20 protein-coding genes and 1 tRNA gene are annotated in these 20,282 nt (G+C 63.0%); 18 read left to right on the top strand and 3 right to left on the bottom strand.

The genetic code is table 11. The features are described from left to right. The first annotated feature begins 12 nt into the window (after nucleotides 1-12). The 14 genes from K9L28_02840 (at nucleotide 13) to rimI (ending at nucleotide 13,549) form a co-directional block, all read left to right on the top strand. Nucleotides 13-819 carry an undecaprenyl-diphosphate phosphatase gene (locus tag K9L28_02840; protein ID MCF7935267.1) on the top strand — a complete coding sequence of 269 codons (807 nt, stop codon included), beginning with the start codon at nucleotides 13-15 and terminating at the stop codon, nucleotides 817-819. Nucleotides 820-832: 13 nt separating this feature from the next. Continuing rightward, nucleotides 833-1,066, top strand: a complete 234-nt coding sequence (locus tag K9L28_02835; protein ID MCF7935266.1) for a DUF4321 domain-containing protein — start codon at nucleotides 833-835, stop codon at nucleotides 1,064-1,066. Next, on the top strand, nucleotides 1,063-1,680 hold the full coding sequence (locus tag K9L28_02830; protein MCF7935265.1) for a Maf family protein: 618 nt from the start codon (nucleotides 1,063-1,065) through the stop codon (nucleotides 1,678-1,680). The genes K9L28_02835 and K9L28_02830 overlap by 4 nt, the downstream gene beginning before the upstream one ends. Next, nucleotides 1,677-3,590, top strand: a complete 1,914-nt coding sequence (locus tag K9L28_02825; GenBank protein ID MCF7935264.1) for a DUF5693 family protein — start codon at nucleotides 1,677-1,679, stop codon at nucleotides 3,588-3,590. Before K9L28_02830 ends, K9L28_02825 begins: the two co-directional genes overlap by 4 nt. A 9-nt stretch (nucleotides 3,591-3,599) precedes the next feature. After that, complete coding sequence (gene csaB / locus K9L28_02820) at nucleotides 3,600-4,628, top strand: polysaccharide pyruvyl transferase CsaB (protein ID MCF7935263.1); 1,029 nt, start codon at nucleotides 3,600-3,602, stop codon at nucleotides 4,626-4,628. Next, nucleotides 4,618-5,469, top strand: a complete 852-nt coding sequence (locus tag K9L28_02815) for a transketolase (protein ID MCF7935262.1) — start codon at nucleotides 4,618-4,620, stop codon at nucleotides 5,467-5,469. The genes csaB and K9L28_02815 overlap by 11 nt, the downstream gene beginning before the upstream one ends. Then, the gene (locus tag K9L28_02810; GenBank protein MCF7935261.1) at nucleotides 5,466-6,434 is read left to right on the top strand and encodes a transketolase; all 969 of its coding nucleotides are present in this window, start codon (nucleotides 5,466-5,468) and stop codon (nucleotides 6,432-6,434) included. The genes K9L28_02815 and K9L28_02810 overlap by 4 nt, the downstream gene beginning before the upstream one ends. After that, nucleotides 6,434-7,129 (top strand): ATP-binding cassette domain-containing protein, encoded by a 696-nt coding sequence (locus K9L28_02805; protein ID MCF7935260.1) that lies wholly within the window; start codon nucleotides 6,434-6,436, stop codon nucleotides 7,127-7,129. The genes K9L28_02810 and K9L28_02805 overlap by 1 nt, the downstream gene beginning before the upstream one ends. Beyond that, nucleotides 7,116-8,006 (top strand): ABC transporter permease, encoded by an 891-nt coding sequence (locus K9L28_02800; GenBank protein ID MCF7935259.1) that lies wholly within the window; start codon nucleotides 7,116-7,118, stop codon nucleotides 8,004-8,006. Before K9L28_02805 ends, K9L28_02800 begins: the two co-directional genes overlap by 14 nt. A gap of 94 nt (nucleotides 8,007-8,100) precedes the next feature. Then, nucleotides 8,101-9,360, top strand: coding sequence for a peptidoglycan DD-metalloendopeptidase family protein (locus K9L28_02795; protein MCF7935258.1), 1,260 nt, complete (start codon nucleotides 8,101-8,103; stop codon nucleotides 9,358-9,360). An 83-nt stretch (nucleotides 9,361-9,443) separates the two neighbouring features. Continuing rightward, the gene (locus tag K9L28_02790) at nucleotides 9,444-10,706 is read left to right on the top strand and encodes a S41 family peptidase (GenBank protein MCF7935257.1); all 1,263 of its coding nucleotides are present in this window, start codon (nucleotides 9,444-9,446) and stop codon (nucleotides 10,704-10,706) included. A gap of 6 nt (nucleotides 10,707-10,712) precedes the next feature. Further along, nucleotides 10,713-11,729, top strand: coding sequence for a divergent polysaccharide deacetylase family protein (locus K9L28_02785; protein MCF7935256.1), 1,017 nt, complete (start codon nucleotides 10,713-10,715; stop codon nucleotides 11,727-11,729). 18 nt (nucleotides 11,730-11,747) lie between these two features. Continuing rightward, nucleotides 11,748-13,043: an adenylosuccinate synthase gene (locus K9L28_02780; protein ID MCF7935255.1), complete on the top strand. Its 1,296-nt coding sequence runs from the start codon at nucleotides 11,748-11,750 to the stop codon at nucleotides 13,041-13,043. Nucleotides 13,044-13,057: 14 nt separating this feature from the next. Beyond that, nucleotides 13,058-13,549: a ribosomal protein S18-alanine N-acetyltransferase gene (rimI, locus tag K9L28_02775; protein ID MCF7935254.1), complete on the top strand. Its 492-nt coding sequence runs from the start codon at nucleotides 13,058-13,060 to the stop codon at nucleotides 13,547-13,549. A 358-nt stretch (nucleotides 13,550-13,907) separates the two neighbouring features. Here rimI and K9L28_02770 read toward each other — a convergent pair. The 3 genes from K9L28_02770 to K9L28_02760 form a co-directional block, all read right to left on the bottom strand. After that, nucleotides 13,908-13,982 (bottom strand) — tRNA-Val (locus K9L28_02770). Nucleotides 13,983-14,040: 58 nt separating this feature from the next. Next, nucleotides 14,041-14,202, bottom strand: coding sequence for a hydrogenase maturation nickel metallochaperone HypA (locus K9L28_02765; protein ID MCF7935253.1), 162 nt, complete (start codon nucleotides 14,200-14,202; stop codon nucleotides 14,041-14,043). 105 nt (nucleotides 14,203-14,307) lie between these two features. After that, on the bottom strand, nucleotides 14,308-15,012 hold the full coding sequence (locus tag K9L28_02760; GenBank protein MCF7935252.1) for a DUF554 domain-containing protein: 705 nt from the start codon (nucleotides 15,010-15,012) through the stop codon (nucleotides 14,308-14,310). A 290-nt stretch (nucleotides 15,013-15,302) separates the two neighbouring features. On the opposite strand from K9L28_02760, the gene K9L28_02755 reads away from it, so the two are divergent. The 4 genes from K9L28_02755 to K9L28_02740 all read left to right on the top strand — a co-directional run bounded on the left by K9L28_02755 (nucleotide 15,303) and on the right by K9L28_02740 (nucleotide 20,243). Then, the gene (locus tag K9L28_02755) at nucleotides 15,303-17,030 is read left to right on the top strand and encodes a 2-oxoacid:acceptor oxidoreductase subunit alpha (protein MCF7935251.1); all 1,728 of its coding nucleotides are present in this window, start codon (nucleotides 15,303-15,305) and stop codon (nucleotides 17,028-17,030) included. Between the two features lie 12 nt (nucleotides 17,031-17,042). Next, entirely contained in the window at nucleotides 17,043-17,906 is an 864-nt protein-coding gene (locus K9L28_02750) for a 2-oxoacid ferredoxin oxidoreductase (GenBank protein MCF7935250.1), read from the top strand. A 291-nt stretch (nucleotides 17,907-18,197) separates the two neighbouring features. Then, complete coding sequence (locus K9L28_02745) at nucleotides 18,198-19,334, top strand: hypothetical protein (protein ID MCF7935249.1); 1,137 nt, start codon at nucleotides 18,198-18,200, stop codon at nucleotides 19,332-19,334. A gap of 30 nt (nucleotides 19,335-19,364) precedes the next feature. Then, entirely contained in the window at nucleotides 19,365-20,243 is an 879-nt protein-coding gene (locus tag K9L28_02740; protein ID MCF7935248.1) for a phosphate butyryltransferase, read from the top strand. Nucleotides 20,244-20,282: the final 39 nt, after the last annotated feature.

Here is a 20,282-nt window from a genome sequence, read left to right as displayed (position 1 = left end):
AGTGGATCGCCGGTGATAGAATCCTCATTGCTTGGTCTGGTGCAGGGGCTTACGGAGTTCCTGCCTGTCAGCAGTTCCGGTCATCTGGGGCTGGCCCAGGTGTTGTTGCGCTGGTCGGAGCCCCCTCTCTCCTTCGATATCCTCCTGCATGTCGCGACGATGACCGCGACAATCCTCTATTTCCGTAGGGACCTGATCGCTCTGGCGGTGCAGTGGGGCTCCGGTTTCGGAGGTTCCGGGGCAAGGGACTCCGAAGGCTGGCGGATGGGATGGGCGATCCTTGCCGGCACGGTGGTGACGGGAGTCGTGGGCATCGCTCTGAAACCCTTTGTCGAGGTGTGGATCGGCAGTCTCGCGGCCATCGGAGCCGCCTTGCTCGGTACAGGGGCGGTGCTGCTTGCAGGGAGCCGGTTGTCCCCGTCCTCCGGAGCCGGGCGGATCGGTCTGGTAGTTGGCCTTGTGGTCGGACTGGTCCAGGGATTCGCCGTCATACCCGGCATCTCCCGTTCGGGGATCACCATCGTCACGGCCCTCTTTCTGGGTGTCCGGCGGGACGACGCCTTCCGGTTTTCCTTTTTGCTCTCTCTGCCCGCCATTGCGGGCGGTTTGTTGCTCGAACTGACCGACACCGCCGGGGTGAGCGGTTTTGTGGCGAGCCTGCCTTCCGGCTGGATAGCGGGTGCCGTGATTGCCCTGGTGTCGGGACTGTTTTCCCTGATGGTGCTCCGCAAGGTTGTCATCGGCGGGCGATGGGGCGGCTTTGCGTGGTACTGTTTTGCCATAGGCGGCCTGGCTCTGGCGATGTCCGTCATGCGATGAAAGGACGCTGCCTGTGCGAACGAAACGTTGGTTGGTCATTGTGGTCTGCATTGTTCTGGGAACCCTCGCCGGATTGCTGCTCCATCGCCTGGGGCTGCTCTTCCCCTACTTCTCGCCCCTGCCCGCAGTGGGGTTCGACCTCCGGGAACTGGACCTCGTCTTTATGCGGTGCGGTCTCTCCATCTCCTTCCGGGTCAACCTGGGAACCCTGATCGGGGCGGTGGTCGGCATATGGCTGAGTCGATGAGTCCCGGCGGCGGGCGGCCGCTGTTGCTGGCCTCGGCCAGCCCGAGGCGGGCGGAGCTTCTGGAGCGGCTCGGATGGACCGTGGCGGTGCAGCCTGCGGGGATCGACGAGAGCACCGCTCCGACAGAGGCTCCCGTCGACGCGGCGGTCCGTCTGGCGCGTGTGAAGGCTGAGCAGGTCGCCGCCGGGAACACCCTCCGCCCCGTCCTGGCCGCCGATACGATGGTGATCTGGAGAGAAGAGCTCCTGGGGAAGCCCGTGGAGAGGAGCGAGGCGCTGGCGATGCTGCGGCGATTGAACGGAGCGGAACACCGCGTCGTTACCGGTGTTGCGGTGATCGGAGCCGACGGAAGGATGCGGTCGGACTATGGCGAGACCCTGGTCCGTTTCCGCCATCTCCCGGAAGCGGCGCTTGCTGCCTACGTAGCGAGCGGCGAACCCTTCGACAAGGCCGGCGCCTATGGGATACAGGCTCTCGGGGGCCTTCTCGTGGAGTCGCTGTCAGGGTGTTTTTACAATGTGGTGGGTCTGCCGTTGGCTGTGGCCAGCCGTCTGCTGGAGCAGGCGGGATATAGCCTGGCATGGCAGTTGGCCGCCGGGAGGAGTGAAGCATGAACAGACGAGTGTTGTTTTTCCTGGCCCTTGGGCTTGCCCTGCTCCTGTCGCTGCCTGCGCTGCTGCAGCGTTGGCAGGAAGAGGGCGACCATATGCAGGTGGCGGTGGTGGCGGATCTGAAGGATCTCCGGGAGATGGGTTCCGAGGAAGGGCTCTCTCTTCCGGAGACCTACCGCAAGCTGGAGGATGCAGGCCTGGAGGGGCTCAATGTCTACGAGCTCACGGGCCGGGAGCTCCAGCGGGGGGCACTGCCGATCCGCTTTGATCCCTACAGCAGGGTAGCACCCGCCTTGCCCGACCACGAACAGCCCGGCATGAGCGATCGGGCCGTGGTGACCGTTCCGGAGGAAACAGAGGCACTCCTGCCTCAGGTGCGACGGTATCTGGAGATGAAGTTCCCGGCGCTCCGGGAATTGCCCTTTGAGGGGGGGCAGGCCTTCATCCTCCCCTTTTCCTACAGGATGCTTCTGGAAGCGGGGGTGCTCCCCGATATCGCCGGGCTCCGGCAGTGCGCGGATTTGGATGTCCCGGTGATCTATCGTCCGATGCAGACCGCCGGTGTCCCCACCGACGCCGTGGTGCGACAGATACGTGATCTCTGCAATCGCTACGAGGGGATCCGCTGTCTCGCTCCGGCCGGTGCCGTTGCGGCCGGTTACCCCCATGCCGCCGCTCTGGGTCGCATGGCCGGGGAGATCGGGGTCGCCGTGGCCGGCGTGGAGTTTTCCCGCCAGTGGGGAGCGAATTCCCTGGTATGGAGCGGCTATCCCCGGGTGCTTCCCCTGCACAGCGTCACCGAAGAGGAGGTGCTGAGCCGCAGGCTGGGACGCCGGGATCTGGTGGAGCGGATGATCCGCGCCGCCCGGGAACGTTCGGTGCGTCTGTTGCTGATGCGTCCCTACGCCATCGCTTCGGGGGAGCGTCTGGATCGATTCGCCGAGGATATCGCCGCCGTCACGGGGGAGCTGGAGGCAGGTGGCTACGTTTCCGCCTGGCCGGAGACCCTGCAGGATCGTTCCACTTCACTGCTTGCAGCCGTCGCCCTGGCTGTGGTGCTGATTTTCTGCTCCATGGAGTATCTCTGGCGCAATGCCATGACCGAACGGGAGCCGCTCCAGATCGGCGGGTTTGTGGTGTTGCTGGTTATCGCCGCCGGACTGGGGCTGGCGGTCTACAACAACAGTCAGGCGGCGAAGCTCGTCGGTGCACTGGCCACAGCCCTGGTGGCCGCCGAGGCTGCGCTCTTCGCCCTCGACGGGTGGCGCCGACCGACCCTGGCCTTGTCCATGGCGATGGTGGTCCTCCTGGTGGGAGGCTGTACGGTGGCGGCCTTCTTCGGGGTGCCGGAGTATATGCTGCGACTGCGCACCTTCTCGGGGGTCAAACTGACGCTGCTGTTGCCTCCTCTGCTGGTGCTCTTTTCGGATCTGAAACGGCGCATCCACCCGGAATCGCTGGGGCATGTGCTGTCCCGGCCGCCTGTGTGGGGCGAATTCGTGCTGCTGGGTGCCCTGCTGGGAGGCGTGGCCTTCCTGGTGCTCCGGAGCGGGAACGTCTCGCTCGTTCCGGGATGGGAAGTGACGGTTCGCGAGAAACTGGAGCAGCTGCTGGTGGCCCGGCCGAGGAACAAGGAGCTCTTCCTGGGCTACCCTGCGCTGGTGCTCTGGTACCTCTTCCGACGCAAGGATCTCTGGCCGCGCTACCGGGAGGTCTTCCGCGTGGTGTCTGTCTTCGCCTTTGCCTCGGCGGTGAACAGCTTCTGCCACTTCCACACGCCGCTGTACTTTACCCTCTGGCGGGTGGGCAACGGTGTGGTCTCCGGTGTCCTGCTGGGGCTGCTCCTGGCGGCTGTGCTGTGGTGGATCGCACTGCCGCTGTGGCGGCGCTGGCAACGGCCGATTCTGAATTGACCGGTGCTCATGCCCCGCAAGCGTCGTTCCTTTGATGTCGCCCTCTGCGGCTACTACGGTTTCGGCAACCTCGGCGACGAGGTGCTGGCGGCGACGCTCACCGGCGGGCTGGAACGGCTGGGGATTCCCCGCCGCAGACAGTGTGTTCTGAGCGCCGACCCCGGGGCGATCTCCCAACGGTTCGGTGTCGCGGCCGTCAACAGGTGGCGTCCCCGGGAGGTGTGGAAGGCGCTCCGTTCGAGCCGGACGCTTCTGCTGGGCGGCGGCGGACTCCTGCAGGATGCCACCAGCGTCCGCTCCTGCCTCTACTATTGGGGGGTCGTTCGTCTGGCCCGGAGGGCAGGGTGCCGTCCGTGGGTTTTCGGGCAGTCCATCGGCCCCTTGCGGAGCCGGCTGGGGCGGTGGCTTGCCAGGGGAACCCTCGTTTCCTGCAGTCCCCGGTGTGTCCGGGATCGCCCCTCTCTGGAGCTGCTTGCGTCCATGGGAATGAGCGGGGAGCTGGCTCCCGATCCTGCGTTTCTGCTGGGGGCGATGGACCGGGGCGAGGCGGACAGGGGAAACCTGCTGGTCAATCTGCGCCCCTGGGACGGGCGGTACGAGGCCCTGTGCGCCGATGTGGTGGAGCGGTACGCGAAAGAGTGTGGACTGTCTCTTGTCGCCGTGGCGCTGTCGCCGGAGGATGCGGCGTTGATGGAACGTTTCGCCGATGAAGGGCGGCTTTCCGTCGAGACGATCGAGTCGGTGCGCGGGCCGGAGGAGATTGCCGGGATATGGGCGATGGGTGACAGAGCGGCGGGGATGCGATTGCACTTTGTGCTCTTTTCGGTGCTGTGCGCCCGTCCGGTGACAGTCCTTCCCTATGACCCCAAGGTGCGTGCCCTGGCCGGGAGCTGTGGAATACCGCTCTGGGAAGGGCGTGGGGCGCTTCCAAATCCGCAGAGCGCCTCCGTTGATCCGCAACAGGCTGCACGTCAGGTAGAGAGGGTGCTTGGGCAGGCCTGGACGAGTGTGCGGGAGGGGATGGCTGATGGAGGCTGAACGCAGCAGAGAGTTGAGCAACATTGCGGCGGAGGTCCGTAAGGATGTTGTAAGGATGATCTCCCTCGCGGGGACGGGGGATCTCTCCAGATCGCTGGCCCTGGTGGACATCCTGGTGTTTCTCTACTGGGAGAGGCTGCGGGTTGCCCCCGAGACGCCGCTTGAGGGGGGGCGGGACCGTTTTGTGTTGAGCGATGTGCTTGCCTGTCCTTCGCTGTACGCTGTCCTGGCGGGGCGGGGCTTCTTCCCGAGGTCGGAGCTCTGGAGCTATGCGCGACTGGGAGCCATGCTCCAGGGTGTGCCCACCATGCGGCGGACGCCGGGCATCGATGCGACCCCGGGCTTCCACGGCCAGGGGCCGGGAATCGCCGCGGGCATCGCGTTGTCTCTGGCTGATGTGGACCCTTCGCCTTCCGTGGCCTGTCTTCTCGATATCCGGGAGACCCAGGAGGGGGTGTTCTGGGAAAGCCTCCGCTTCTCTTTCCAGCGGCGCCTCGGCAATCTTGTGCTTCTGGTGACCCTCCCACAGGTGGAAGGAGCCGAAAACGCCCGGGATTCCGCCGGCTCCATCCTGAAGGAGCACTGCCGGATTCTTGGCTGTCCCACGGCGGATATGGACGGCCACGACTTCTCCGACATGGAGCGTGTCTATACGGAAAAAGAGGGCGCGTCCGCCGGAGGCGGGATGCCCCTGGTTTTGTTTGCAGACGTCAGGCTCGGTTGCGGCCTCGGTGACCGGGATGCCGGGCGGATGCTGACACTGAACGGCAGGCCTGATGTGGACTGGGCGCTTCGGGAGATCGAATCCCGCAGGCAGAGAGAGGGCGGTGACGGAGCGTGAGCAGACGGGACCAGGCGATATCGGTGATCGACGAATGCGACGAGATGCTGACCCATCTTGCAGAGGAAGAGCCCGACATCTATGTGGTTGACGGGGGACATATCTACGAAGAGTCCTTTGCGCTCTTTGCCGACCGTTTCCCGGAACGGTACATCAATGTAGGGTACTCCGAACAGAATCTGGCGCTGGTCGCCGCCGGTCTGGCCGGCGAAGGCAAGCTGACGGTGGTCGGTCCCTCGACGCCCTTCTTTCTGACCCGGGCCTACGACCAGATCCGCGGTTCCATCGCCTTGCCCGCCCATCCCATGATCGTGCTTGGCGTCACACCCGGTTTTTCCAACGGGGCCGTCGGCGGGACGATCCAGGTGGTGGAGGACATCGCCCTTGTCCGGGCCCTGCCGGGGGTCTCCGTGCTGGTCCCTTCCGACAGAAGCGAGCTCTCCGGATTGCTGGAGCGGCTGGTGGCCGAACCCTGCTGTTCCTATGTGCGGCTCAGTGCCTTCCGTGATCTCCCCGATGCCGTGGGGGCCGGGAACGCTTCCCTTGCCGTCGGCCCCGGCGGTGCCAGATCGCTCCGGACGGGCGACAATGTCACCCTCTGCGCCTGTGGTATTATGGTCTCCGTGGCTCTGGAGGCGGCCGAAACGCTCTCCCGGCAGGGGATAGAAGCCGATGTGCTGGACTGTTACTCCGTAAAGCCCCTGCCCCGGCAGGATATCATCGGCTCCGTACGGCGGACCGGCTGCTGTGTCGTCGCCGAGGAGCACAGTGTCGTCGGCGGCCTGGGCAGCGCCGTCTCCGAGCTTGTCTGCAGCGAGTATCCGGTGCCGGTCCGATCCGTGGCGATAGGGGACACCTTCGGCCAGAGCGGGGCCGTGGAGGAGCTGCGGGAGTATTACGCGCTGACGGCGCAGGAGATCGTCGGAGCGGTCGGGCAGGTGTGGGCCATGCGGAGGCGTACGTGATGGACATCCGTTTTGCTGGAGTGAGCAAGTTCTTCGATCCCGATATCTGCGCACTTGAGGATGTCTATCTTACCGTTTCCAGCGGTGAGTTTGTCTACCTCATCGGCTCCACCGGTTCCGGGAAGACCACCCTCCTGCGGCTCATCACCAGGGAGGCCGTGAGCAGCACTGGGGTGCTCTCGGTGGGCAACTTCAACCTCCGGAAGATGGGCGCCCTCGATCTGGCTCTCTACCGCCGGGATCTGGGCGTGGTCTTCCAGGACTACAAACTGCTGCCCTATCTCACTGTGATCGAGAATGTCTCCTTTGCGCTGGATGTCATCGGCGTGCCCCCGGCGGAGGTCAAGGAGCGAGCCGGTGAGGTGCTGGACCGCGTCGGTGTCTGGCGGCGCCGGTTTCTGAGACCGCCACAGCTCTCCGGGGGAGAGCAGCAGCGGGTCGCGATCGCCAGGGCGGTGGTCAACTCGCCGGCCATTCTCCTGGCTGACGAGCCTACCGGCAATCTCGACGAACACACCGCCGAGGATATCATGCAGCTGCTGCTGTCCATCAACGCCTCCGGCACCACTGTTATCATGGCGACACACAATCACAATATCGTGAATTCATACAGACAGAGGGTCGTGGAGCTCAGCAAGGGGCGTGTGATCCGGGACGAGAAGCGGGGAAGGTATGAGGCTGATGGGGACCTTTAGATATATCCTCAGAGACACCTTTCGATTGCTCTGGCGACACTGGGGACTGAGCATTCTTACGTTTATCACCGCGGTGGCTGTCTTCTTTTTAGTGGGAAGCAGCGCACTCTTCATGCTGAATACCCGCTACCTGGTCAGTCAGGTGGAGCAGGAGCTGCAGATCACCGCCTTCCTCGACAAGGGGATGGACGATCAACTCTCCAGGGTGGCCAGACAGGTATCCGGTTTTTCCGGCGTGGTGTCGGTCCGCACCGTGGTGCCCGAACAAGCCATGATGGAACTGCAAAAACGCCTGGACGAAAACGCCGAAGCGCTGACGATCCTCGAGGAGAATCCCCTGCCGCCGAGTGTGGAAGTGAAGGTGGAACGAGCGGCCATGGTGGAGGGGATCGCCAGGCGGCTTCTGGCTGTCCCCGAGGTGGTGGATGTGGTGTATTCCGGTTCCCTGGCCGACAAGCTGTCCCGGCTGTCGGAATTTGCAACGCGATTGTCGGCGAGTATACTCATCATCGCTATTGCAGCCAGTGCACTGGTGTTGTTCAATACCATACGGATCGCCATCTACTCCCGGCGCGAGGAGATCAGTGTCATGCTGCTCGTCGGGGCGACCACCACCTTTGTGGCTCTCCCCTACGTGCTGCAGGGGATGCTCCTCGGCACCCTGGGGGCCCTGGGCGCCACGGTGATGCTCGGGAGCGCCTACCATACGGTGGTGCGGGGCATCCAGCAGACCCTTCCCTTTGTGCAGCTCATAGGTGATCCCGTATTGCTTTTCCGTCTCGGTATCGTGTTGCTCGGAGGCGGCACGACAGTGGGATGGGTGAGCAGCTGGCTGGCGGTGGAGAAGTTCATCCGCAAGGCCCTGAAACCGATATAACCTGGCGGCGGTCCGCGCGGGTGCGTGGTGCTGTCCATTGTCGGGACCGCAGCGACACCACGGTTGTGTGGTTCCTCTCGAAGGAGGTGTTGGCATGAAACCCTTCCCAAACCGAGAACCAGTTCTTCCCGTTCCCCTGATGCTTCTCTTCTGCGTGGCGCTCGCATTCCTGACCATTGCTGCGGGGACCGCCTGGGCGGACCCCTCGGTCCAGGATCTGCGGGACATGATCACACGCAACGAAAAGCGGCTCTCCGACATCGAACGCAAGGTGGAATACCACAAGGCCAGGCTTCAGGAGAGCACGCAGAAAGAGCAGAATGTGCTGCAGGAGCTCAAACGTCTGACCGACGAGATCGCTCTGGCCGAACAGCGGCTCTCCCTGCTGGAGCTCAAACAGGAGAAAACCCGCAAACGTCTGGCGGAGCTGCAGAAGGAGATCGCCGATACCGAGGAGCGGATCGCCTCAATCCGGACGTTGCTCGGCGAACGGATCATCGCCCTCTACAAACACGGTGACGACATGGGCGAGTTGAGCCTCCTCCTGGCCTCCCAGAACGCGCAGGATGCATTGAAGACCACCTACTATCTCAACAGAATGGTGCGGCAGGACGAAGAGCTCTTCAACGAGAGCATCGAGCACAAGCACAGGCTCGATGCCGCCCGCTCGGAGCTGGTGAAGCAGCAGAAGCTCCTTGCACGACAGCGGGCCGCGGAGGAAAAGAAGAAAGAGGAGTTTGTGGCGATCCGGAACAAGCGGAACACCTTTCTGGAACAGCTGCGTTCGAGACGGGAGGAACACAAGAGCACTGTCCAGGAGCTGCGGCGGCTGGAAGAACAGGTGGAGCGGCAGATCCACCAGCTCCTTGTGCGGAAGCGGCAGGCCCTGGAACGCAAGCGACGTGAGGAGGCAAAGAAGGCCATGGAGCGGGGCGAACGCCCGCGCCCGGTCCTGAAAAAACCCTCCGGTCCGCTGGCGTGGCCCGTCCGCGGTGAGGTGACCAGCCCCTTCGGGATGCGTCAGCACCCCGTATTCGGTACGCGGATGCGGCATACCGGTGTCGACATCGACGCAGACCAGGGTGATCCCGTCCGGGCCGCCGCAACGGGCGAGGTGCTCTACGCCGGCTGGCTCCGCGGATACGGTCAGATCGTCATCCTTGAGCATGGGGGCAAGCTCTCCACCGTGTACGCCCATCTCTCCTCGATCCGTGTCCGGGAAGGGCAGCGGGTGAGCCAGGGGACGGTGTTGGGGCAAGTGGGAAGCACCGGTGTCTCCACAGGGCCTCACCTGCATTTCGAGGTGCGCAAGGACGGTGACGCCACCGACCCCATGCGGTACCTGGGGAGATGAGCGGTTCAGCCCGAAAGGGCGATCAAGTGGAACGAACGATGGGATATCTATACAAAGATTCGCGAAGGTGAGCTGTTGTCGTTATGTGGAAGAAAACACGAGGTGTCATTCTAGGCATTGTCATCGGCGCACTCCTGGTGGGCCTCACCGGAGGGCTGAGGGCCGATGATTTTTCATTGGAGCAGGTGGTTCCCTTTGATGCCAAGTCGCTCTGGCTGATCAAGCAGACCCGGGCCATCCTGGAAACCTACCACGTCGATGAGGATGGAACGATCTCCGAGGATGTCCTGGTGCACGGTGCCCTGAAGGGTATGGTCTCCTCGCTGGGGGACCCCTATACCCGGTATGTGTCGCCGGAACAGCTCAAGGAAGAGGAAATCGAGATGGAAGGCGAGTATGGGGGTCTCGGGATCTACATCACCGAACGGGACGGCAGAACGGTGATCATCAGTCCCATTGAGGATACCCCGGCCGACCGCGCCGGGCTGAAACCGCAGGATGTGATCGTCAAGGTGGGCGACGAGGTGATCACCGGCTGGGACCAGCAGAAGGTGGTCTCCACGCTCCGCGGCAAGCCCGGTACGGAGGTGACCATCTGGGTGCGGCGGGATGATCGCGAGGAGACGGGTCTCCTCCGCTTCGACATCGTTCGAGAGCAGATCCAGATCAAGACGGTCCGCTTCGAGATGCTGCGGGACGCCATCGCCTATATCCGACTGGTGCATTTCAACCAGAAGACCGCAGGCGAGCTCCGTTCGGCGCTCCACGAGGTGGAAAGCGACGACGCCCGCGGACTCATCCTGGACGTGCGGAACAACCCCGGCGGCCTGCTGGATTCCGCTGTCGATGTGGCGGATACATTCCTCCAGGGAGGACTGGTCGTGGGGATGAAGGGCCGTGTCAAGAAGGCCAACGATGAGATCCATGCCACAGCGGACCGCGTGACCGATCTTCCCATGATTGTGCTCATCAACGAAGGAAGCGCCAGCGCCTCGGAGATCGTCGCAGGTGCGCTGAAGGACAACGGACGTGCCCTGGTGATGGGCCAAAAGAGTTTCGGCAAGGGATCGGTGCAGACCCTCTTCCCCCTGCCGGAAGGCTCCGGTCTCTATGTCACCATCGCCAAGTACCACACCCCCTCAGGGCGGATCATCGACGAGATCGGTCTGTCTCCGGACATCACCGTCAGCGGCGACTTCGTGCGGGTGCACAGCGAGGACCGGCAGCTCCAGGAAGCCATAGAGGAGATGGAGCTGATCGTCGACGACGGGGCGATACCGGTTTCGGACGACATGACGGACCCGGCGGAACGGGAAGCACCAGTAGGTGCCGGAGACAGCAGATAACGCGTGATGGTCTCTTCCGGAAGCCTTTGGCATCACATCCGAGAGCGTCTGCCGTTCTTCCTGGTTCTGCTGCTGGCCGGGGTGGCCTATCTTGTCTTCACCTTGCATTCCTTCTCAGGGATTCCTGTGGAGACGAGCACCGCCCAGACAGCCGGAGAGGTGGAGACCGCACTCTCTGAAGATATACTAGGGGGATGGGCCTCGACAGGGGCAGCACCTGGGTCCGGGGATGCGACGCTGCTGGAGAAACAGTATCTCCGTATCGAGTCGGAACTCGGGAGCGCCCGGGAAGGGAATGCACGGGAGAACGGCGGGACAGGCCTGCGCTGTAGCGGAGGCACGCCGCTGGTGGCGATCGTGGTCGACGATTTCGGGTACAATCTGCCGCTGGCCCGGAGATTCGCCGGGCTGGAGATCTCCCTTACCTGGGCGATCATCCCGGGGACCAGCGGGACGGAGGCCACCAGGCGTCTGGCCGAGGAGAAACAGCTCCCCTACATGATCCATCTGCCGATGCAGGCGATCAGCGATACCGACAAGGACGCCGGCACCTACAAACGCTCCTGGATTGTAGAGGGAATGGCCTCCGCGGATATCCGTTCCGCCGTCCGGAAAGCCTTTGTCGAACTGCCCGAAGCGGTGGCGCTGAACAATCACCGCGGTTCCCTGGCGACATCCACATGGGCGCTCATGGAGCCGCTGATGTGCGAATTGGGAGCGCGGCACCTCCCCTTTGTGGACAGCCGGACCAGCGGGAGCTCCATCGCCTACGAGGTGGCCTGCCGCCAGGGCCTCGATGCGGCCTACAACAGCGTTTTTCTCGACCACTATACCGAGCGGTCCTTTATGCAACGCCAGCTCGACAAGGCCGTTTCCATGGCCGAGCGGCGGGGATGGGTGGTGGTGATCTGCCACAACCGTCCCGCGACCTACGATTTTCTGGCCAGTGTGGATACCGACAGGTACGACAGTGTGGAATTCGTGACCATTCCCCAGCTGTTTTCTCGATGTTCGCAGCAATAGACGGAGGAGGAGTTACTCGTGGATGGACGTGCAGAGGTGATTGTTGGCGCACAGTGGGGCGATGAGGGGAAGGGCCGCGTGGTCGACACCGTCGCGGGGGATGTCGACGTCATCGCACGGTTTCAGGGCGGCGCCAATGCGGGACATACAGTGATCGTGGGGAAGGAGAAATACATCTTCCACCTGCTGCCCTCCGGGATGCTCTACAGCGGCAAGACCTGCGTGATTGGCAACGGGGTGGTGGTGGACCCCGACAAGCTGCTGGAGGAGCTCGGTGGACTGCAGGAACAGGGCAAAGACCGGGCCCGGCTCGTTGTCAGCGGCGCGGCCCACGTGGTCTTTCCCTACCATAAGATCCTCGACGGCGCCGAGGAACGTTTCCGCGGGCGCGAGCACAGCATCGGAACAACCCGTCGGGGCATCGGTCCCTGTTATGTGGATAAGGTGAACCGGATGGGCATTCGGGTTGAGGATCTCCTCTCTCCGGACACCCTGCGGGAAAAGCTTTCCACAAACCTTGAGATCAAAAATCTGATGCTCTCCAGGGTCTTCGGGGAAGACCCCCTGTCCTTTGACGAGATCTACAACAAAGCCCGCAGCTGGGGAAAGAGCCTGGCCCCCTACGTAGGCGACTGTTCCGTCGTCATCAGCGATGCCCTTTCCCGAAAGCAGGGCGTACTGCTGGAAGGCGCGCAGGGGACGCTTCTCGACGTGGACCACGGAACCTATCCCTATGTGACCAGCTCCAATCCCGTGGCGCAGGGGGCGCTCACCGGTACGGGACTCGGGCCCTCCGCTGTCGGCAGGGTGATCGGCGTGGTCAAGGCCTACTGCACCAGGGTGGGGAGCGGCCCCTTTCCCTCGGAGGAAAAAGGAGAATCCGGCCAGTACCTGCGGGAACAGGGTGGCGAATACGGTGCCACCACCGGGAGACCCCGGCGCTGCGGCTGGCTGGATATGGTGGCGCTCAAGTACGCGATCCGCGTCAACGGCATCGACGCCATCGCCCTGACCAAGCTTGATGTGCTGACGGGTCTCGAAACAGTGAAGGTCGTTGAAGGCTATACGCCTGCTTCGGGAGCAGAGCAAAGCGGAACGGTCTACCCCAACCACAGTGTCGCCCTCGCCGGGACCACACCTGCATACAGCGGGTTTCCTGGCTGGGATGACGACATCTCCGGATGCACCGCCTTCGAAGAGCTTCCGCAGGGGGCCCGGGACTACCTGCGGTATATCGAGGAACAGGCAGGCGTTCCGGTGGTCCTCATCGGTGTCGGGCCGGAGAGGGACCAGACGATTCGGAGAGGGCTGTAGGGCCCGGTCTCTCGGTGCTCCGGGTTGAATTGGGGTTCTGTACCCCCAGGCATACCGAACGTATCTATCAGCTTGAGAGCCTCTGCTTCCCCGATCCCTGGCACAAAGGGCTTATCCGTGGAGATCTGGAGAGCCGGGGAAGTGGGGCTATGTACATCGGTGCCTGGTGGAAGGAGCAGCTTGTAGGATACGCCGCCTGCCGGATCGAGCGGGCGGCGCTTCATATTCTGAGGATGGCCGTTGATCCCTCCTACAGAGGGCGTATGATCGGTGGGCAGCTGCTTGTCGCCCAGAGCGGAATCGGCGAGCTGGCCGGCTGCCGGTACGCTGCGCTGGAGGTCCGCCCCTCCAACTCCGCTGCACTGAGGCTCTACAAACAGTTCGGGTTTGCGCCTGCGGGGAAGCGGGTTGGCTATTACAAGCAGGATGGCGAGGACGCCCTGGTCCTCAGGGCGCTCCTGCCGCTCCCCAGCACCCCCCCGGAGGGAGAAGAGGAAGAGTCGTAGCACAAGGTTCCATGGCTCCTGGCTCCGGTGGTCCGCAGAGCGGCTCAGGCGGAAATGGCGTGTGCCCCGCGGGGAAAGGCGGGAGGGTTCTCTCCGGAGCTGGGCAAACAGTGGATTTGAAAGGAGAAAGTGAGGGAAGTCAGGATGGAGAATGACTATTAAAATTGACGGGTTATTGTTTCGGAGAGACGTTCGGCGGGAGACATGGAGGGGTTGACAAATAAGCCCCGAGGAGGAGAAGGGTCAATTTTCTGACAATGGAGAAAACGGGACGGGAAACGGTCGCCAATTTTGAGGGGTATTTCCGCAAGGCGAACAAAAACCCCCATGCCTTGCGGCACAGGGGTTTGTCTCTTCCTGGTGGGCGACACAGGGCTCGAACCTGTGACCTCTTCCGTGTGAGGGAAGCGCTCTTCCGCTGAGCTAGTCGCCCGCAACAGGTGGCATTATACCGTGCTTTCCCGATTGGCGCAATACGGAATCCAGCGGTCTTACTTGACGCTGTAGCTCTTGCCCCCATAGGGTTTCCCCTTCAGCGGTTCCCCGGAGACGAGCTCCACATAGTGGCTCAGGCACTTGGGGCACTTGAGAATCGGGGGCAGCTCCTCAACGGAGAACTCGTGCTTGCATTCAAGGCAACGAAACGTGCGCACTGTTCACCACACCTCCCTGCTCTTGTTTCATCAGTGAATAGCTACGTTCGGGGAAAGTATAGCACGCCCCGCAGGTGCGGCCAAGAGGTCTGTCATCCCCCGGATCTACAGAAACAGGGAGGCCAGCACGCCGGCCGCCACCAGAGAGGGGAGCATATCCAGGACCCGGATCGTTTTCAACTCCATGATGTTCAACCCCAATCCCAGAAGCATCAGCCCGCCGACGGCGGTTACCTCGGTGATCACGGCCTCTGTCAGTATCGGTTCGAGGAAGGCTGCGAAGAGCGTGATCCCCCCCTGGAAGAGAAGCAGCGGCACCGCGGAGAGGAGCACCCCCGCACCGAGGGAGGCGGCGAAGGCGATGGAAGACATGCCGTCCAGCAGCGACTTGGCGAGCAGCAGGTTGGGAAAGCCCCCCAGACCCTCCTCGATGGCCCCGAGGATGGTCATGGAACCGGTACAGAAGAGCAAAAAAGGCGTCATCACCCCTTCGACAAAACGGTCGCTGGAGGCGGCGAAGCGCCGCTGGATCCTCCCTACGGCGGTGTTCAAACGGTCTTCGAGCTTGGCGGCAGCGCCGAAGACCCCGCCCACGACAATGCTGAACACCAGGATCAGGACACTCTGGGAACTGATGGCCATCCGTATTCCCAGTACGATGGTAAAGAGACCGATGCCCTGAAAGGTGATCTCCGTCCAGGCCTTGGGAAAGCGCTTGTGGAGCAGCAACCCCAGGGTGCCTCCGGCCACGATGGCCAGGGCGTTGACGATGGTGCCGAATATCGGGATAGCGCGTATCAGTTCATCCATAATTTCCCACCCCTTCGAAATGGAAGCGCTTGTCAGAGATAAACATACGGCATGGTAGCAAAAACAGCCCCCGCTGTCATACCTCCGGGGCGAGGGATGATCCGGGACTGCCTGTTCGGGCCACAGATCTCTCCGGCCAGGGCGGTATTCCTGGTATCATGGACACCTGGTCAGCGTGGCGCCGATTGACACCATTGCTGCAGCTGCTAAACTTCAAATAGATTACAGTTAAGCGGTGTGTGCATACGGCTAAGGCGAGTATGACCTATGACATGCAAGGAGGGAAGCACATGGCACGATTTCCCGTGGGAGAGAGGCGCGACATCTCTATTGTGCTCTGCGGCGCAGCCGGACAGGGGGTGCAGACCGTCGAGCAGCTGCTGGTGAAGCTGGTGAAGGGGGCCGGTTATCACGTCTTCGCCAACCGTGAATACATGTCCCGGGTGCGGGGCGGGAACAACTCCACGGAGATCCGGGTTTCTTCCCAGCCGGTCCGTGCACTGGTGGACCGGATCGATGTGTTGATCCCCATGAGCGGCGGCATCCGGGACAACATCCGGGCTCGGCTGGACGACGAGACGGTGATTGTCGGCGACCGGGAGGCGCTGGGTGAGGAGTTTGCCGAACTGCCGGGGACCTTTCTCCATATCCCTCTGGCATCACTGGCCAGGGAGGCCGGGGGGAGGGTCTTCGCCAATGTCATCGCCGCCGGTGTCATGGCGGGGCTCTTCGAGGCGCCGGAGGAGATCATGGAACGCTACTTCCGGAAGCGTTTCGGCCACAAGAGCCGGGAAACGGTGGACAGGAACATGCAGGCCGCCCGCATGGGGATCGAGCGCGGGAAGGAGCTTGCGTCCGAAGGGACACTGGCCTTCGCCCTGCAGCCCGATCCCTCGGTGGAAGAGCGGGTGGTCTTCGACGGTGCCCACGCCGTCTCGCTGGGCGCCGTCTCCGGCGGGTGCGACTTCTGCTGCGGCTATCCCATGTCGCCCGCCACTGGGGTGTTGACCTTCATGGCCCAGAACGCCCACACCTTCGGTGTTGCTATGGAGCAGGTGGAAGACGAGATCGCAGCCATCAACATGGCCCTCGGCGCCTCCTTCGCCGGCGCCAGGCCGGTGGTCACCACCTCCGGCGGCGGTGTCTCGCTGATGTGCGAAGGGATCAGCCTCTCCGGGGTGGCCGAACTGCCCGTAGTGGTCCATCTGGCCCAGCGACCGGGGCCGGCCACCGGCATGGCCACGCGAACCGAGCAGGGTGACCTCGAACTGGCTGTCTACGGCGGCCACGGCGAGTTCCCCCGGCTGGTCTACGCCCCCGGTTCCCTGGAGGAGGCGGTGCGTCTTACCCACAGGGCGCTCAACATGGCCGACCGCTATCAGACGCCGGTCTTTGTCCTGACGGATCAGTACTTCATCAACTCCTACTACGACCTGGATGTCCCCGAGTGCGGATCCTGGGAGGTGGAACGGCACATCGTGGAAGCCGGTCCCTCCTACAGGAGATACGAGATGGCCGAAGACGGTGTCTCTCCGAGAAGCGTGCCCGGCTACGGAGAGGGGATTGTCGGGGTGGACAGCCACGAACACGACGAAGAGGGACACGTGTGGGAGGATTTCGAGCTGCGTACCCGGATGAACGCCAAGCGCCTCAAAAAGATGGAGGGAATCCGCAGCGAAACGGTGCCGCCGACGCTGGTGGGGCCGAAGGACTACACCCGGCTGGTGCTCTGCTGGGGTTCCACGCTCCATATTGTCGAGGAGGCGCTCCGACAGCTGCAGCTTCCCGATACGGCGCTGCTGCACCTGTCCCAGGTCTATCCGCTGCCGGCGGAAACGGAAGGCTATCTGCAGCAGGCGGAGCATGTGGTGGCGGTGGAGGGCAACGCCACCGGACAGCTGTGCAACCTGTTGCGTCAGGAGACGGGATTCCTGGTGGAAGACAGGGTGTTGACCTGGAAGGGCCTGCAGTTTTCCGTGGAGGAAGTGCAGGCGGGACTCCGGGAACACCTGGCGTGAGGAGGGGTATCGATGAGAGATCTCAAGGAATACGAACTGGACGTGGTGGATGTCGCCTGGTGCCCCGGCTGCGGGGATTTCCAGATCATGGAGGCGCTGAAGAAGGCGCTGGCCGAACAGGATTTGAAGCCCTCCGATGTGCTCCTGGCCTCCGGAATAGGGCAGGCCGCCAAGCTGCCCCACTTCATGAAGGCCCACTTTTTCAACGGGCTGCACGGCCGCTCCATCTCCAACGCCACGGGATTCCGCATGGCCAATCCCACCATGCCTGTCCTGGCGATCGGCGGAGACGGCGACATGTACGGCGAGGGCGGCAATCACTTTCTCCACACCATCCGCCGCAACCCCAACATCACCAATCTGGTGCACAACAACATGGTCTACGGGTTGACCAAAGGCCAGGCTTCACCGACCAGTCCGCTGGGCTTCCAGACCCCCACCACACCGGAGGGCGTCGTGAACGCTCCGGTGAACCCCATTGCGCTGGCCGTCTCCCTGGGCGCATCCTTTGTCGCCCGGGCCTTTTCCGGCGACGTGGAGCAGACCAAGGAGACCATCAAGGCCGCCATGCAGCACGAAGGCTACGCCCTGGTGGATATCTTCCAGCCCTGCGTTTCCTTCAACAAGGTGAACACCTTCAAGTGGTTCAAGGATCATACCTACTATCTGGAGGAGTCCTACGATCCATGGGACAGAACGGCGGCGCTGGAGAAGGCCTTCGAGCAGGAGCGTTTCGCCCTGGGGATCCTCTACAGATGCGAACGTCCCGTGTTTGAATACCAGCTCGCGCCCTACGGAGAACGTCGCGAGGCCCTCTACAAAGGGCGTCCGGACCCCGGGAAGGTGCAGCGCTTTATTGAGGAGACCTATGTCTGAAGGCTGTTGACCGCGGGGGACAGCGGAACCGGGGAAGGGGGGAAGGATCGTCGATCCTTCCCCCCTTCCCTCTTTTTATGGGCGTTGTAGACTGAGCTATATGGTATAGTTGGAGAAACGCTATGGGACTCTGTTCCTTGCAACGATTTCCGTTACGTCACGGGAGAAGGGGAGGGCGATTGGTACACAGTACTCATGAGAGCAGGACTCGAGGTATCAGATCGGCGCGGTATTCTGCAAAGGGAGGGGGAGCCGGTGTTTTCTCCCAATCAGCTGTTATCGACGTTTCATGTGGATGAGCACCTGGCCTTTGCGCTCAAAGCGGGGCGCAGGGGACCACATCTGCTTATCGAGAACCTCGACACGGGACGGACGAAGTCAACCCGTCTCTCTTGGGTCGAAGGGGCGAAGGATCTCCAGATCAAAGGGCATTCCGAAACACACGCCTACTCGGCCGAGACCGTGGTGGAGAGCCTTTCCAAGATGGTCGAACAGGCCATGTCCCATACCGTCCTGCGGAGGCGGCTGTGGGGGATGTACCGCCTCTTCGGCGAATGTATCCTCTGTCCGCGGCTTATTCCGAGTCTCGACCGTCTTCGGGTGCTGGGGGAGGACAAGCGCGATTCGCTGTGGCTCCAGGTCCGGGAGCGTCCCGAGCAGGAGGAGGCCTGGCTTGTGCCCTGCTTCGGTCTCATGGAAGAAGAGCGGCGTGCCATCGCCCGCCAGATGGAGGACCAGGGCCCCCCTCTGGGCGAAGCCATCGCCACAACCAGGGAGCAAGACCCTCTCGCCCTGCTCCGCAAACGGGGCATTGTCGCCTCCCTTACGGCGGCGGCCTCAGACCGCTGGTACCGGCCGATCATGCTCACCGCCCTGGCCGGCCTCTTCTGCATGAGCGATTTCTCGGGCTCCGGGGAGAACGCCCTGGCTGAGGCGCTCTGGATGCCGCTGCTTGGCGATGGCGAGGAGCTTTCGCGGGATGCGGTGCAGGATGCCGGTGATGCCCTCTTTCGTGGTATCCGCCTCTATGTCCGGCACTTCCCCGTGCTTGCCGCCTCTACGGTTTCCTTCGAGCCGGAGGCCCAGGAAACGCTGAAAGAGAAAGGCTATACCCGCAAGGAGCGTTTCCGTGCCGGGGCGACCTACCTCAACAGCAGGAAAACCGAGATCACCCGGTTCGAGGGCGGGGGAGAGGAGGTTGTCCTCTGTTCCTTCCTTCCCAGGCGTTCACCTCCCGACGATGATGTGGTGATGTCCTTCCCGCAGTCCGTCTTCGCCGATGCAGTACAGGTGGACGCCTGCCGGAGCATCGAGGATTCCCGCCTGACGGCGCAGAATCTCCTGAATGCCCTGGCTGTCGAACGGTGGCTGGCTGTGGCGGAATCGGTCTTTCACCCCGTGGTTCCGAGGCTGCGGATGCAGGCCTGAACAAGAGGTGCTGCCGAAAGGAGTGTTCCGGTGGGATTCGAGCATTTCGATACATTCCAGTGCGCTGCAAGCGATCACAAACGCAAGCGTTTGGCCGTCGTCGGCCCCTATGGAGAGGATGTCCTCGGCGCCGTTCGGGAGGCTGCTGCAGGTGGTCTGGTTTCGCCTCTGCTTTTTGGGGAGGCCCGCCTCGTCAGGGAGGCCCTCGCCGAAATAGGTTCCGAGCCGGAGGCATTTCCCATTGTTGATGCCCCTGACGAAAAGAGCGCCGCCGCGAAGGCCGTGCAGGCCGTTTCCTCCGGAGACGCCGATGTTCTCATGAAGGGCCGTGTGAAGACGGCGACGCTGCTCAAGGCGGTGCTGAACCGCGACTGGGGGCTCCGGACCGGCCAATTCCTCTCGCACCTGATCATGTTTTCCATCAAACGGCTGGGGCGGGTGGTGGCCGTCTCCGATGCAGGGATGGCCACCTATCCGGATCTGCAGAACAAGCGACACATTGTGGAGAATGCCGCCGAAGCCTTCCGGAAGCTTGGGGTCGCCCAGCCGCATGTAGCCATTCTCTCCGCCTCCGGCGAGGTGGACCCGGAGGCCTCCTCCACCCTGGATGCAGCGGCCCTCGCCCAGATGAACCGCCGCGGGCAGATCGCAGACTGCGCGCTGACCGGGCCGCTCTCCCTGGATCAGGCGGTGGCTCCTCCCCGGGAGATGGGCCCGCCTGCGGATATCCTGGTGGCTCCGCATATCGAAGCCGCCAACATGATCGCCAAGGTCCTGCTCTTTCTGTCCCGCGATACCGGAGCGGGGGTGCTCCTGGGAGCGCGCTGCCCGGTGGTGATGACCAGCCGTTTCGACAGCGCCGCGACGAAATTGAGCTCCATCGGGCTGGCGAGTCGTCTGAACCAGTAACCTCCCTGCTCGTAGAGAGACGACGGCACCGTGGAGACG

It is taken from the genome of Synergistales bacterium, assembly GCA_021736445.1.
Lineage (GTDB): Bacteria > Synergistota > Synergistia > Synergistales > Aminiphilaceae > JAIPGA01.
Note: the sequence above shows the minus strand (reverse complement) of the source record. Positions and strands in the feature narration are given on the sequence as shown.

Excerpts from the sequence above, each read along its gene's own strand:
- K9L28_02830 (MCF7935265.1), top strand. The coding sequence starts at position 1,063 with ATGAGTCCCGGCGGCGGGCGGCCGCTGTTGCTGGCCTCGGCCAGCCCG.
- K9L28_02825 (MCF7935264.1), top strand. The coding sequence starts at position 1,677 with ATGAACAGACGAGTGTTGTTTTTCCTGGCCCTTGGGCTTGCCCTGCTC.
- csaB (MCF7935263.1), top strand. The coding sequence starts at position 3,600 with ATGCCCCGCAAGCGTCGTTCCTTTGATGTCGCCCTCTGCGGCTACTAC.
- K9L28_02815 (MCF7935262.1), top strand. The coding sequence starts at position 4,618 with ATGGAGGCTGAACGCAGCAGAGAGTTGAGCAACATTGCGGCGGAGGTC.
- K9L28_02805 (MCF7935260.1), top strand. The coding sequence starts at position 6,434 with ATGGACATCCGTTTTGCTGGAGTGAGCAAGTTCTTCGATCCCGATATC.
- K9L28_02800 (MCF7935259.1), top strand. The coding sequence starts at position 7,116 with ATGGGGACCTTTAGATATATCCTCAGAGACACCTTTCGATTGCTCTGG.
- K9L28_02795 (MCF7935258.1), top strand. The coding sequence starts at position 8,101 with ATGAAACCCTTCCCAAACCGAGAACCAGTTCTTCCCGTTCCCCTGATG.
- K9L28_02790 (MCF7935257.1), top strand. The coding sequence starts at position 9,444 with ATGTGGAAGAAAACACGAGGTGTCATTCTAGGCATTGTCATCGGCGCA.
- K9L28_02785 (MCF7935256.1), top strand. The coding sequence starts at position 10,713 with ATGGTCTCTTCCGGAAGCCTTTGGCATCACATCCGAGAGCGTCTGCCG.
- K9L28_02760 (MCF7935252.1), bottom strand. The coding sequence starts at position 15,012 with ATGGATGAACTGATACGCGCTATCCCGATATTCGGCACCATCGTCAAC.
- K9L28_02755 (MCF7935251.1), top strand. The coding sequence starts at position 15,303 with ATGGCACGATTTCCCGTGGGAGAGAGGCGCGACATCTCTATTGTGCTC.
- K9L28_02750 (MCF7935250.1), top strand. The coding sequence starts at position 17,043 with ATGAGAGATCTCAAGGAATACGAACTGGACGTGGTGGATGTCGCCTGG.